This is a genomic window from Serratia sp. 2880STDY5682894 (genome assembly GCF_001537385.1).
GTDB lineage: Bacteria > Pseudomonadota > Gammaproteobacteria > Enterobacterales > Enterobacteriaceae > Serratia > Serratia nevei.
The window spans coordinates 48,742-61,929 of the sequence record NZ_FCJA01000001.1 but is presented as its reverse complement, the minus strand read 5'-3'; the positions used below and the strand labels follow the sequence as shown (position 1 = coordinate 61,929).

General features: G+C 59.7%; 12 protein-coding genes. 6 read left to right on the top strand and 6 right to left on the bottom strand.

What is annotated here, in order from left to right:
* The first annotated feature begins 149 nt into the window (after positions 1-149).
* Positions 150-755 carry an FMN-dependent NADH-azoreductase gene (gene azoR / locus AWX27_RS00285; RefSeq protein ID WP_019452650.1) on the top strand — a complete coding sequence of 202 codons (606 nt, stop codon included), beginning with the start codon at positions 150-152 and terminating at the stop codon, positions 753-755.
* Positions 756-874: 119 nt separating this feature from the next.
* Here the strand turns inward: azoR and AWX27_RS00280 are convergent, their stop codons facing one another.
* The 3 genes from AWX27_RS00280 to AWX27_RS00270 are packed head-to-tail and all read right to left on the bottom strand — an operon-like array spanning position 875 to position 4,013.
* A complete protein-coding gene (locus AWX27_RS00280; protein WP_060418625.1) occupies positions 875-1,198 on the bottom strand; it encodes a YdbL family probable chaperone protein in 324 nt (107 codons plus the stop codon).
* Between the two features lie 8 nt (positions 1,199-1,206).
* Entirely contained in the window at positions 1,207-1,404 is a 198-nt protein-coding gene (locus AWX27_RS00275; RefSeq protein ID WP_060418622.1) for a YnbE family lipoprotein, read from the bottom strand.
* Positions 1,401-4,013 (bottom strand): YdbH family protein, encoded by a 2,613-nt coding sequence (locus tag AWX27_RS00270; RefSeq protein ID WP_060418618.1) that lies wholly within the window; start codon positions 4,011-4,013, stop codon positions 1,401-1,403. The genes AWX27_RS00275 and AWX27_RS00270 overlap by 4 nt, the downstream gene beginning before the upstream one ends.
* Positions 4,014-4,480: 467 nt before the next feature.
* Between AWX27_RS00270 and AWX27_RS00265 the strand changes: the two genes are divergently transcribed.
* On the top strand, positions 4,481-5,473 hold the full coding sequence (locus AWX27_RS00265) for a 2-hydroxyacid dehydrogenase (protein WP_038880333.1): 993 nt from the start codon (positions 4,481-4,483) through the stop codon (positions 5,471-5,473).
* A 50-nt stretch (positions 5,474-5,523) separates the two neighbouring features.
* Positions 5,524-5,952 (top strand): heat shock protein HslJ, encoded by a 429-nt coding sequence (gene hslJ / locus AWX27_RS00260; RefSeq protein WP_060418615.1) that lies wholly within the window; start codon positions 5,524-5,526, stop codon positions 5,950-5,952.
* Positions 5,953-5,981: 29 nt separating this feature from the next.
* Here hslJ and AWX27_RS00255 read toward each other — a convergent pair whose 3' ends face one another.
* Both AWX27_RS00255 and ssmE read right to left on the bottom strand, forming a co-directional pair.
* Positions 5,982-6,236, bottom strand: coding sequence for a DUF333 domain-containing protein (locus AWX27_RS00255; protein WP_015377999.1), 255 nt, complete (start codon positions 6,234-6,236; stop codon positions 5,982-5,984).
* A gap of 499 nt (positions 6,237-6,735) precedes the next feature.
* A complete protein-coding gene (ssmE, locus tag AWX27_RS00250) occupies positions 6,736-7,068 on the bottom strand; it encodes a multidrug efflux SMR transporter SsmE (RefSeq protein ID WP_060418612.1) in 333 nt (110 codons plus the stop codon).
* Positions 7,069-7,306: 238 nt separating this feature from the next.
* Here ssmE and nifJ point away from each other — a divergent pair, with 238 nt between their 5' ends.
* Positions 7,307-10,840, top strand: coding sequence for a pyruvate:ferredoxin (flavodoxin) oxidoreductase (gene nifJ, locus AWX27_RS00245; protein ID WP_060418609.1), 3,534 nt, complete (start codon positions 7,307-7,309; stop codon positions 10,838-10,840).
* 87 nt (positions 10,841-10,927) lie between these two features.
* Here nifJ and AWX27_RS00240 read toward each other — a convergent pair whose 3' ends face one another.
* Positions 10,928-11,242: a hypothetical protein gene (locus tag AWX27_RS00240; RefSeq protein WP_060418606.1), complete on the bottom strand. Its 315-nt coding sequence runs from the start codon at positions 11,240-11,242 to the stop codon at positions 10,928-10,930.
* 272 nt (positions 11,243-11,514) lie between these two features.
* On the opposite strand from AWX27_RS00240, the gene ttcA reads away from it, so the two are divergent.
* Together ttcA and AWX27_RS00230 are read left to right on the top strand one after the other, a co-directional pair.
* On the top strand, positions 11,515-12,453 hold the full coding sequence (gene ttcA, locus AWX27_RS00235; protein WP_060418604.1) for a tRNA 2-thiocytidine(32) synthetase TtcA: 939 nt from the start codon (positions 11,515-11,517) through the stop codon (positions 12,451-12,453).
* A 146-nt stretch (positions 12,454-12,599) separates the two neighbouring features.
* The gene (locus AWX27_RS00230; RefSeq protein WP_060418601.1) at positions 12,600-12,998 is read left to right on the top strand and encodes a VOC family protein; all 399 of its coding nucleotides are present in this window, start codon (positions 12,600-12,602) and stop codon (positions 12,996-12,998) included.
* Positions 12,999-13,188 lie beyond the last annotated feature (190 nt).

Sequence of the window (13,188 nt, the reverse complement as noted above, 5' to 3'; positions counted from 1 at the left end):
CGCGAGTAAAGCGTCGCCATGTCATTCAATAAAATCGAACGAAGATCTCGAAATATTGCGCTATCACTGTTGGGGGAATGTGAATAGCATGTACTTCATGCAAGGGACGCTGAGTCCTGATGTCACTGTCACAACGTAAGGAATTATCGATGAGCAAAGTATTGGTTCTGAAATCAAGCATCCTGGCGACCTACTCTCAGTCTAACCAACTGGCCGATTTCTTCGTAGAGCAATGGAGCAACGCCCACAGCGGCGACACCATCACCGTACGCGATCTGGCCGCGCAGCCAATCCCGGTGCTGGATGGTGAGCTGGTCGGCGCGCTGCGTCCTTCCGATGCTCCGTTGACCCCGCGTCAACAAGAAGCGCTGGCCCTGTCGGACGAGCTGATCGCCGAGCTGCAGGCCAATGACGTCATCGTGATTGCCGCGCCGATGTACAACTTTAACATCCCGACCCAGCTGAAAAACTATTTCGATCTGGTTGCCCGCGCCGGCGTAACCTTCCGCTACACCGAAAACGGTCCGGAAGGCCTGGTGAAAAACAAACGCGCCGTGATCCTGACCAGCCGCGGCGGCATCCACAAAGGCACTCCAACCGACCTGGTAGAACCTTACCTGCGTCTGTTCTTGGGCTTCATCGGCATCACCGATGTGGAGTTCGTCTTCGCGGAAGGCATCGCCTACGGCCCGGAAGTGGCGACCAAAGCCCAGGAAGACGCCAAGGCGGCCCTGTCTCAGGTGGTTGCTGCCTAAGACCCTGCGCAGGGGCGCCACGCCCCTGCCGGACAAGACGCACGTCCTGTCAAACCTGCACTACCCTCATAATAATCATCTATCCGTATCTCTTGGCGCGCCAGACGGCGCGCTTTTTTTTATTTCTGCAGCCACTGGCCGTTGATGCCGCGCACATACTCACCGCTCTGCGCCCGCGTCACTAGCTTCTGCCCGGCCATGCGCGCCACTTCGTCAACGGCGATGTGGTTGCCGTCCGCCACTTCCTGATACTTCTCGGCGCGGCCGGCGTTGATGCGCTTCACCAGCGCCAGCGTTTCCGCGTCCTGCTTCACCGGCGCAATGTAGCCGCTCAGGGTTTCGCCTACCCGCCCTTGCTGCTTCGCCTCATCCAGCGTCAGCGCCATCACCACGCCGCTGAACAACCAGGCGGCGCCGGCCAGCCACAAATAACGTTTTTTCATGTCGGCTCCTAGAACAGACCGCTTTGGGTTTTCAGCAGGTTCTCGACGTCCTTATCCACCTTGATATGAATTTCATGCTCGATCTTGACGTTCATATTGATGGTGATCGGATCCTTCGGCGTCGCCACCTCGATGCGCGGCACGCAGCCGCTCAGCAGCGAAACGCACAGCAGCGCTGCCAGCGCCGGCACACTCATGATTTTCATTGTTGTTCCCCAGGTTGTGAGAGGGCCTGCTCCAGCCACTCCTGTAAATTGTCGCCGAAGCGCAAACTGCGCCACAGCTGAAACACATTTTCCTGATGGCGATAGTTCAGGATCACCTCGCGCTTGGCGCTCTTCTGCGGGTTGATGCCGTCGATGCGCGCGCTCAGCGTCAGCTCGCCCAGGTTATCGAGATCGACCCGGGCGTGCGAACGGTTGATTTCCATATAGCGCAGCCAGTCGATCGCCGCGCCGGTCGCCAGGTTGTTGCTGCCGATGGCGTCGGCCATGTCTTTGTCCAGCCGCAGCGTCAGCGTGCCGGCGTTGGCGATCCAGCCGTTCTGCACCAGCCATTTCGGGTGGTTCAGGAACAGCGGCAGCTCGCCGTCGACGCGGCCGGACATGGCGAACTGCTTCGGTTTCAGGGCGGTGAACAGCGCGCTGAGATCGACCTTGTCCAGCTTCAGCACCGCGGCGTCATGCTGCGGCAACCGCAGCGCCGACAGGCTGATATGCCCGTTGAGCATGTCCACGCCGACGTTGCTCAACGTCAGCGGCTGCCTTTCGCTGTAGGGATAAGTGCCCTGCAGATCGGCGGAAATGTTCTGCATCTCGAACAGGTTGGTGAAGGACTTGATGCGCAGCGATACCGGCTGTTTGGCACCCAGCAGCCACTGATGCTGCTTGAACCGGTACGACAGGATGAAATCCAGACCGCTCATTTCGCCGTCCTTTAGCCACATGCCGCCGTTTTTCACCACCCAGTGGCCGCCGGCTTCGAAGCCCTGCTCGCGGGCGGCGGAAAACGCCGACTGCGCATAAAACTCGCCGTCGCGCAGCGTGAGATTGAGATCCGGCGCGAGCAGCGGCTGGAAGACCTTCAGCGACTGTTTCGGCCACCAGCCTTCGCCCCGCAGGCGTTCGCCGTCCCAGCGGCCGCGCAGCGCGATCGGCCCGATCTGCTGCGCCTGCAGTTTGCCTTGCAGCTGGAAACTGTCCGGCGAACGGCCGTTCAGCTGCAGCGCCAGCACCGGCGCCGGCAGATGGCCGCCGTCGCTGAAGCTGACCTTATCCGCCGCCAGCTGCAGCTCGCCGTTGAACTGCGGGTTTTGTTCATCGCGCCGCCAGCGCAGCGGTTGGTTGAGGCTCAGGCGCGGCGCGGCGACCGTCACCAGACCGTACTTTAATTTGTCGAAGCCGGTGGAGAGTTTGTCGAGCACCAGCTCGCTGTCCTGCCAGCGGCCGCTGCCGGCAACGTCCCAGGCGGCCTGCAGCGGCGGCAACCGGCCATTGCCCCAGTAGCGCCACTGCCAGTCACCCTTGTCCGGCCAGAAATCCTGCGCCTGGCCGTCCAGGTGCAGCTTGAAACGCCCCCAATAACTGTCGCTGGCGCTCAAAATCGCCTGCAGGCGGCCGGTGATACCGGCGGCGGTCACCTTCACGCCCGCCAGCGGTAAACGCGCCTCCTCCAGCTTCATTTCCGGCGTCACCTTGCCCCACAGGCGCAGGAGCGACCCCGGCTGCAGCACCAGCGTCGGATTAAGAATGCTGCCGCCAATCACGCCCGGGATCGACGCGGTGGTGGAGAAATCGGCCAGATTGGCCTGGCCGGTCAGTTGGAAGCGCAGATCGCTGTCGGTCAACCCTACCTTGCCCGGCCCGAGGGTGAGCACCGCATTGCCCTTGCCGTTGTGGCCGGCGGTGATCACGTTCAGCCGCGCGCTGATCTCCGTTTCATCCCACCCTTTGCTCCAGTCGTGCAGCGCGATGTTCAGGCCGCCGCTCAACGGCTGCCCGCTGTACGGCCAACGCCACTCGCCCTGCTTGATGCTGAGCCGCTGCGGCGCGACTTCCCACGGCAACACCGCCAGCGGGCGATCGTCGCCTTTTTCGCTCACCGTCAACACGCCCTGCTGCTGTTGCCAGCGCATGTCCAGCAACACCGGCTTTTCCAGATAGGCGGTCTGCATTTCCCCCTGCAACGCCCCCTGCGTCGGCAGGCTGGCCAAATCCAGCGGAATGGTTATCTTGCCGGCGAGGTGTAGCGGTTGCGCGCTGTTGGGCGGGACAATGGTCAGACTTTGCAACGTCAGCTGCTGTTTTTCATCCAGCTGCGCCTCGGCGCTGAGATTCGGCCCCTGATAATGCAGGCGTTGCCCGTCAGGGCCGGAGGAAAGCTGCAGCTTGCCGGCATAGCGCTGCCAGGGAATGAGCGTCAGGTCACTAAGGGTGAGATCCAGCGACGGCAGCTCCCGCTGCAGCTGATCGAGCGCCAGCGGCGCGCTGTTGGCGTCGCCGCCCGGCAGTTTTGACAAACAGGCGCTGTCGACGCTGACCTTATCGCTCGACAGCTGCCAGCGGCCCTGGTGATAAGCCAGCCGCGTCGGCCCGACGTTGGCCAGCAGGCAATCTTGCGCGGTGAAACGCGCCCCCGCCAACGCCAGGCCGCCCTGGCGCCAGTGCAAATTGCCCTGCAATTCCAGCCGGCTCCCCGCCGGTAACCAATGCGATAGCACTCCCGGCAGCCAGCGCGGCAGGGTTTGCCACAACGCCAACACCAGAATTGCACAGCCCGCCACCGTCCCTATGAATACTTTCAATCGCCTGGTCATTAAATGATTGCTTGTTCCTGAGTTAGGCATTCGTTAAGTCTATGCCTGAATTGACAATAATGATGGCACGAATTTGACATAGGGTGAAGCTGAGTGCGGTTCCAGAAGCGATTTGCACCTTTTTGGCGCAAACGTGTGCGGGGTTGTAGATTTTCGTTACATATACATCACATAAATAGGACAGTTTTCAGACTTTTGTTATTGTCGTTACCGTTGATGATTAATAGTCTTGCAACCATTCTAATAAAAGTTTAGCTGCTAGCTAACTGTGTACTAGAGAAGCCATTCCCCACACCCCCGTGGGGATTTTTTTGCCGCCTGCCGCCACCGTCGCCTTCCCTCCACCGTATCACGCCTCCGCAACTGCCCGGCAGCGGCCATATCGCCCGCGTCGAAAATGGCTAACCAATTGTCGAATTTACTAAAATCTGTTAAATTGATCACAAAATCACGGTGGAGAAACCACGATGAAATTGGCGATATACAGTACTAAACAGTATGACCGTAAATATCTCGAACTGGTGAATCAGCAGTTTGGCTACGAGCTGGAATTCTTCGACTTTTTACTCAGTAAAAAAACCGCCAAAACGGCCGCCGGTTGCAAGGCGGTGTGCCTCTTCGTTAACGACGACGGCAGCCGTGAAGTGCTCGAAGAACTGGCGGCGCTGGGCGTCGAAATTCTCGCCCTGCGCTGCGCCGGTTTTAATAACGTCGATCTGGACGCCGCCCAAGAACTGGGCATCAAGGTGGTGCGCGTGCCGGCCTATTCGCCGGAGGCCGTGGCAGAGCACGCGGTAGGCATGATGATGTGCCTGAACCGCCGTATTCACCGCGCCTATCAACGCACCCGCGACGCCAACTTCTCGCTGGAAGGGCTGATCGGCTTTAACATGCACAACCGCACCGCCGGGGTGATCGGCACCGGTAAAATCGGCGTGGCGACGATGCGCATTCTGAAAGGCTTTGGCATGAAGCTGCTGGCCTACGATCCCTTCCCGAGCGAACAGGCGCTGGAACTGGGCGCGGAGTATGTCGATCTGAAAACGCTGTACGCGCAGTCCGACGTGATCACCCTGCACTGCCCGCTGACGCCGGAAAACCACCATCTGCTGAATGCCGATGCCTTCGCGATGATGAAAAACGGCGTGATGGTGATCAACACCAGCCGTGGCGCGCTGATCGACTCCACCGCCGCCATCGACGCGCTGAAGCAGCAGAAAATCGGCGCGCTGGGGATGGACGTTTACGAGAACGAACGCGATCTGTTCTTCGAAGACAAGTCGAACGACGTGATTCAGGACGACGTGTTCCGCCGCCTCTCGGCCTGCCACAACGTGCTGTTTACCGGCCATCAGGCCTTCCTGACCGAAGAGGCGCTGACCAGCATTTCGCAAACCACGCTGCAGAACATCAGCCAGCTGGAACGCGGCGAAGCCTGCCCGAACCAGTTGAACGCCTGAGCGTAACCTCGGGGCGCCCTTGCGGCGCCCTGTTTATTTGAGAGAACGCGATGAGAAAAACCACGGTAGCCGCCCTTGCGGCGCTGGCCTTAGCGGGGTGCAGCATGAAACCACACACGGCCGTCACGCCAGGCGATCTGTTACATCACAACTTTGTGTTGCAGAGCGTGGATGGCGAAACGGCGAAATCACCGGCGGGTGGCGGCCTGCTCAATCTGGAGTTCGGTGAGAGCCTGCATGTCTCCGGCACGATGTGCAACCGCTTCTTCGGCCAGGGGCAATTACGCGACGGCGTGCTGACGGTGAAACCGCTGGCCACGACGCGCAGGCTGTGCCCTGATGAACAGCGCAACCGCTGGGATCGGGTGATCGGCACCGTGCTGGAAAACGGCGCCGAAGTGACGCTAAACGCCCAGCAGCTGACGCTCAACGGCAGCGGCCACACGCTTATCTATACCCTGCGCGATTGGGTGTATTGATCCTGCACGCTGAGCCTGGCGCCGCGGGCTTACCCGGCGCAGCTGCCCAGGCCCAGCGTGCGTTCTTCGCACTGCTTGCCGTTCGGCATTTGGCACATGCGCAGCGCTTCACCGTTCAGGTTGTGCGCGATGGTGGTGACGCCGCCGACCGCCGCGCAACCGGCGCTGGTCTGCAACGTATTGATTCTGGCACTGTTGCCCTGCTGTACTGGCTCTTCGTTATTGCTGCTGCAGGCGGCTAAAAGCAGCACGGCGCTGGCAAGCAGCCATTTTGATGTCGTCATTATCCCACTCCTGAACCCGGAACTGCGCTGTGTAAAATCGCCATTGCTGATAACGCGCGTCACTTGGCGGACACGTTTCGCTATCTTTGATGCAAACTTGTTTAATCTAGCTCGATATATAAATAATGAAAATATATTCCAGCCATTATTTGTCGTTTTTTTGCGCCGACCGGACATTTATTTTGTTTGCAGAATATTTCCACACCGGCGCGCGGTGCCAAACGTGACGGCGCCACCCGCTACCCGGCCCTGGCCGCACGCAGAAAGTGATAACGTCACTGCTGCCGACGGGGAGATTTCTCCCGCAATATCGATATTCATTATCTTCGCGTGCTTTCAGTATGACGGCGCATTTTTTGCTACCGGAGAGGAGGATATTTGCGTCTATGCTGGCGGCGCTAAGTAATTAGCATTCCACTATTTTCAGTGAATGATGGCTGAATTCTTCAACCGGCGCGACTTGCTGTCACGCCGGCCTTTTTTCACATTAAAATAACACTCAGTGCACCGAAGCTTTGGACAGTAAATTAATCACCAGCACGCCGGCAATAATTAATCCCATACCGACGATCGCCGGCCAATCCAATTTTTGCTGATAAACGAATACCGCCGCGACCGACACCAGCACGATGCCCATGCCCGACCAGATCGCATAGACGATGCCCAGCGGCATGCTCTTGACCACCATCGACAGCCCCCAAAATGCCACGCCGTAGCCCAGCACCACCAGCACCGACGGCCACAGGCGGGTAAAGCCTTCGGAGGCTTTCAACATGGTGGTGGCGATCACTTCCGCGACTATCGCCATCGTCAAATACATAAATGCGCTCATGGTTTTCTTCTGTCAGTTTGCCGATACGCAATTATGACGCGCCGGAAATAAATTGTCTTTAAACGGTGAAAACAATTTATTGCCGCCGGCACCCAATCGGCGAGGAAATACGCCTTTGACGATTTATCACCCGCCACACAAACACGATAAAGCCATGTTCAAACCCTCTGTTAGACTTTTTTCCATTACTGCGAAAGTGCGCTTTCGCGGCTTTGTGAGCAATGAAAAGGTAACGTCGATGATAACTACAGATGGTAATAATGCAGTCGCTTCCGTGGCCTATCGCACCAACGAAGTGATTGCCATCTACCCTATCACGCCGAGTTCCACCATGGCGGAACAGGCGGATGCCTGGTCCGGCGATGGCCGGCAAAACATCTGGGGCGACATCCCCCGGGTGGTGGAAATGCAGTCGGAAGGCGGCGCGATCGCCACCGTGCACGGCGCCTTGCAAACCGGCGCGCTGTCAACCTCGTTCACTTCATCGCAGGGCCTGCTGCTGATGATCCCGACGCTGTACAAGCTGGCCGGCGAGCTGACGCCGTTCGTGCTGCACGTCGCCGCGCGCACCGTGGCCACGCACGCGCTGTCTATCTTCGGCGACCATTCGGACGTAATGGCGGTGCGCCAGACCGGCTGCGCCATGCTGTGTGCCGGCAACGTGCAGGAGGCGCAGGACTTCGCGCTGATCTCTCAGACCGCCACCCTCAACGCACGCGTGCCGTTTATCCATTTCTTCGACGGCTTCCGCACCTCGCACGAAATCAACAAGATCGTGCCGCTCAGCGACGATACGCTGCGGCAAATGCTGCCGCAGGCGGCGATCGACGCTCACCGCAGCCGGGCGCTGTCGCCGGATCATCCGGTGGTGCGCGGCACTTCGGCCAACCCGGACACCTATTTCCAATCGCGCGAAGCCACCAACCCGTGGTATGACGCCACCGGCCAGCACGTGATCGACGCCATGGCGGCCTTCGCCGCCCTTACCGGCCGCCACTATCGGCCGTTCGACTATTACGGCCACCCGCAGGCCGAGCGCGTAGTGGTGGTGATGGGGTCCGCCGCCGGCACCTGCGAAGAGGTGATTGACACCCTGCTGGCCCGCGGCGAGAAAGTCGGCGTGCTGAAGGTGCGCCTGTTCCGGCCGTTCTCCGCCCAGTATCTGCTCAGCGCGCTGCCGGACAGCGTGCGCAGCGTCGCGGTGCTCGATCGCACCAAAGAGCCGGGCGCGCTGGCCGAACCGCTGTATCTGGACGTGATGACCGCGCTGGCGGAAGCCTACAGCCGGGGTGAGCGCGCCACGCTGCCGCGGGTGATCGGCGGCCGTTACGGCCTGTCGTCGAAAGAGTTCGGCCCGGACTGCGCGCTGGCGGTGTTCCGCGAGCTGGCCCAGCCGCAGCCGCGTCCGCGCTTTACCGTCGGCATCTTCGATGATGTCACCGGGCTTTCACTGCCGCTGAGCGACGAAATCCTGCCACAGCGCGCCTCGCTGGAAGCCCTGTTCTACGGTTTGGGCAGCGACGGCTCGGTCTCGGCCACCAAGAACAACATCAAGATCATCGGCAACGCCACGCCGCTGTATGCCCAGGGCTATTTCGTCTACGACTCCAAAAAGGCCGGCGGCCTGACGGTGTCGCACCTGCGCGTCAGCGAGCAGCCGATCAACTCGGCCTACCTGGTCAGCCGCGCGGACTTCGTCGGCTGCCACCAGCTGCAATTTATCGATAAGTACCAAATGGTTGAACGCCTGAAGCCCGGCGGCACCTTCCTGCTCAATACCCCTTACGGCGCCGACGAGGTCTGGTCGCGCCTGCCGCAGGAGGTTCAGGCGCTGTTGCACCAACGCCAGGCGCGTTTCTATATCATCAACGCCGCCAAGCTGGCGCGCGAATGCCGGCTCGGCGCGCGCATCAACACCGTAATGCAGATGGCGTTTTTCCACCTGACGCAGATCCTGCCGAGCGACGTGGCACTGCAACAGCTGCAGGACGCCATCGCCCGCAGCTACAGCAGCAAGGGCCAGGAGATCGTCGAGCGCAACTGGCAGGCGCTGGGTGCCACCCGCGCCGCGCTGACCGAGATCCCGCTGCAGCTGGTCGACGCCAGCAGCCCGATGCGCCCGCCGGTGGTCTCGGACGCCGCGCCGGACTTCGTCAAAACCGTCACCGCCGCGATGCTGGCCGGGCTGGGCGATGCGCTGCCGGTTTCCGCCTTCCCGCCGGACGGCACCTGGCCGGTGGGCACCACCCAGTGGGAAAAGCGCAACATCGCCGAAGAAATCCCGGTCTGGCAGCCCGACCTGTGCACCCAGTGCAACCACTGCGTCGCCGCCTGCCCGCACTCCGCCATTCGCGCCAAAGTGGTTCAGCCGGCGGAGATGGCACACGCCCCCGCTTCCCTGCAGTCTCTGGATGTCAAAGCGCGCGATATGCGCGGCCAGAAATACGTGCTGCAGGTAGCCCCGGAAGATTGCACCGGCTGTAACCTGTGCGTCGAGGTCTGCCCGGCGAAAGATCGCCAGAACCCGGAGATCAAGGCCATCAACATGGCTTCGCGCCTCGATAATCTGACGGCTGAGAAAGACAACTACGACTTCTTCCTGCAGCTGCCGGAAATCGATCCGGCGCAGCTGGAGCGCATCGACATTCGTACCTCGCAGCTGATCACGCCGCTGTTCGAGTATTCCGGCGCCTGTTCCGGCTGCGGCGAAACGCCGTACATCAAGCTGTTGACCCAGCTCTATGGCGACCGTTTGCTGATCGCCAACGCTACCGGCTGTTCGTCGATCTACGGCGGCAACCTGCCGACCACGCCTTACACCACCAACGCCGAAGGGCGCGGGCCGGCGTGGGCCAACTCGCTGTTCGAAGACAACGCCGAATTTGGCCTGGGCTTCCGTCTGACGGTCGATCAACATCGCGCACGGGTGCTGCGCCTGCTGAATTCGCTGGCGCCGCAGCTGCCGGAGCAGTTGGTCAATGCCTTGCAGATGGACGACGTGGCGCCGGAGCCGCGCCGTAAGCAGATCGCCGAACTGCGCACGCTGTTGGCGAGTCTCGAAGGCGAAGACGCGCGCCAGCTGGCGGCCGACGCCGACTACCTGGTGGAAAAATCCATCTGGCTAATCGGCGGTGACGGCTGGGCCTACGACATCGGCTTCGGCGGTTTGGATCACGTGCTCAGCCTGACGGAAAACGTCAACGTGCTGGTGCTCGACACCCAATGTTACTCCAACACCGGCGGCCAGCAGTCGAAGGCCACGCCGCTCGGTGCGGTGACCAAGTTCGGTGAACACGGCAAGCGCAAGGCGCGCAAGGATTTGGGCGTCAGCATGATGATGTACGGCCATGTCTACGTCGCGCAGATCTCGCTGGGAGCGCAGCTTAACCAAACGGTGAAAGCGATTCAGGAGGCCGAAGCCTATCCGGGCCCGTCGCTGATCATCGCCTACAGCCCGTGCGAAGAGCACGGCTACGATCTGGCGCTCAGCCACGATCAGATGAAACAGCTGACCGCCACCGGCTTCTGGCCGCTGTACCGCTTCGATCCGCGCCGCAGCGCCGAGGGCAAGGCCGCATTGGCGCTGGACTCCCGGCCGCCGAGCAGCAGCCTGTCGGAAACGCTGCTGAAAGAACAGCGCTTCCGCCGCCTGAACTCGCAGCAGCCGGAAGTGGCCAGCGCGCTGTATCAGGCCGCCGAGAAAGAGCTGAAGGAGAAATACGACTTCCTCAGCCTGCTGGCCGGCAAGGCGGAAAAATCCGCCACTGAGTAATCCCCTTCAGGGCGCGAGCGATTCGCGCCCTGTTTTTCACATGCCGTTTGAATCAGCGGTGGCCCTCAATGCTCAAGGGCCTCACACTTAACGAGCCGCGCTTTTTTCTTTTATCCATTGCGCCATGACGCGTGTCGAGAATGGCTTATCCGTTCTAATCTCCGCTAAAGCACAAACCTTGTCTTTGAACGTGGCGCCCAGCGAAAATAGTTTCCCGTCATAGTAACAATAAAGTGCATCTCCCTTATCCTTGCCATCAAGACGCTCTTTTTGCTCTCGCGGTACCAGTACGACGGTTTCGGTCGGTTCGCTCAAACCAACAGGCATCGTGTCAAACGCCAGTGCGTTTTCTGCGTAAGCAAAAAACGATGCGCAAAGTCCAACAACAGTGATTCCTTTCATGCTCTCTGTGCCTCTCGGTGTAAGTTCTGACTGAGATGAGACCCGCACCGTGAAACAACGTTCCCTCGAAGCCGTCGTTCAAATGACGGCGAATGCTGTGAGCCGAAAAACCTGCTGGCATTCATCGCCACAATCCGTACCATACAGGCCTCGCGTCGGGCGCGTGGAAGCTGGATGATGAATAATGATCAAAATTGGCCGGTTGAATGGTAAACTCGCGGTCTACAACGCCATGCCCCTAGTGCCCCCCATTGAGAATGAGCACGATTTAAATGTCAGAAAAGCAATCCGTTAGCCAAAAAGAGCAGTACAACCTGAATAAATTGCAAAAGCGCCTGCGCCGCAACGTGGGCGAAGCGATCGCCGATTTCAATATGATTGAAGAAGGCGACCGCATCATGGTCTGCCTGTCCGGCGGTAAAGACAGCTACACCATGCTTGAGATCCTGCGCAACCTGCAGCAGAGCGCGCCGATTAACTTCTCGTTAATCGCGGTGAACCTCGATCAGAAACAGCCCGGCTTCCCGGAGCATATTCTCCCCGCCTACCTGGAAAGCCTGGGGGTGGAGTACAAGATCGTCGAAGAGAACACCTACAGCATCGTCAAAGACAAGATTCCGGAAGGCAAAACCACCTGTTCACTGTGCTCGCGCCTGCGTCGCGGCATTTTGTACCGCACCGCCACCGAACTGGGTGCCACCAAGATCGCGCTGGGCCACCACCGCGACGACATTTTGCAAACGCTGTTCCTCAACATGTTCTACGGCGGCAAAATGAAAGGCATGCCGCCCAAGCTGATGAGCGACGACGGCAAACACGTGGTCATCCGCCCGCTGGCCTATTGCCGCGAGAAAGACATCGAGCGTTTCTCTATCGCCAAAGCCTTCCCGATCATTCCGTGCAACCTGTGCGGCTCGCAGCCTAATTTGCAGCGCCAGGTGATCGGCGACATGCTGCGCGACTGGGACAAGCGTTACCCTGGCCGATTGGAAACCATGTTCAGCGCCATGCAAAACGTGGTGCCTTCGCACCTGAGCGATATCAATCTGTTCGATTTCAAAGGCATTCACCACGGTAGCGCCGTGGTAGACGGCGGCGATTTGGCCTTCGATCGCGAAGACATCCCGATGCAACCGGTCGGTTGGCAGCCGGAAGACTCAGACGACGCGGTGCCAGCGCCAGAGCGGTTGAACGTGCTGGAAATCAAATAAGCCCCTCTCGCCGCTTGCCCTCTGCAAGCGGCGACATTCCCCGCTCTCGACGATCTCGATCCTGTTCACAGTTTGCGCAAAACTTACTGGGCAGTGCCGCTTTTACCCTATACTGTTTATTTATACAGTCAATTGGAGAGAGCGCAATGAATATTACCCCCTGCCTGTCCCACGTCTCGCTAGGCTCCAACGATTTCGAGGCCGCCGCGGCCTTTTACGATCGTGCGCTGGCCGCCTTGGGTTGCCGACGCGTGTTGGAACATCCCGGCGCCATCGGTTACGGTCGCGACTACCCGGAGTTTTGGCTGCAGGTGCCGATTGACGGCCGGCCTGCCGCGCCCGGCAACGGAACGCACGTCGGCTTTTTCGCGACCAGCAAGCAACAGGTGGATGAATTCCATCGGCAGGCGCTGCTGGCCGGCGCCGTCGATGAAGGCGCGCCCGGTTCGCGGCCGCACTACGGTGAGGCTTACTACGGCTGCTTTGTTCGGGATTTGGATGGGCACAAGATTGAAGCCAGCTTCTGGGATGAAAGCGCGGCCTGAAGCAGAGTAAAAGCCGAATAAAAAAATGCCGGTGATTAAACCGGCATTGTACGAATCAAATGTGCTATGCAGTAATTCAAAAATAAGAAAGTAAGACAATTATGGAGCGCAACGCCCATCGCTTGACGTTGCATTCACCTGCGAGAGAGATCATGCCCCATTTCCCCCGGCTAAATGTTGATATTGCTCA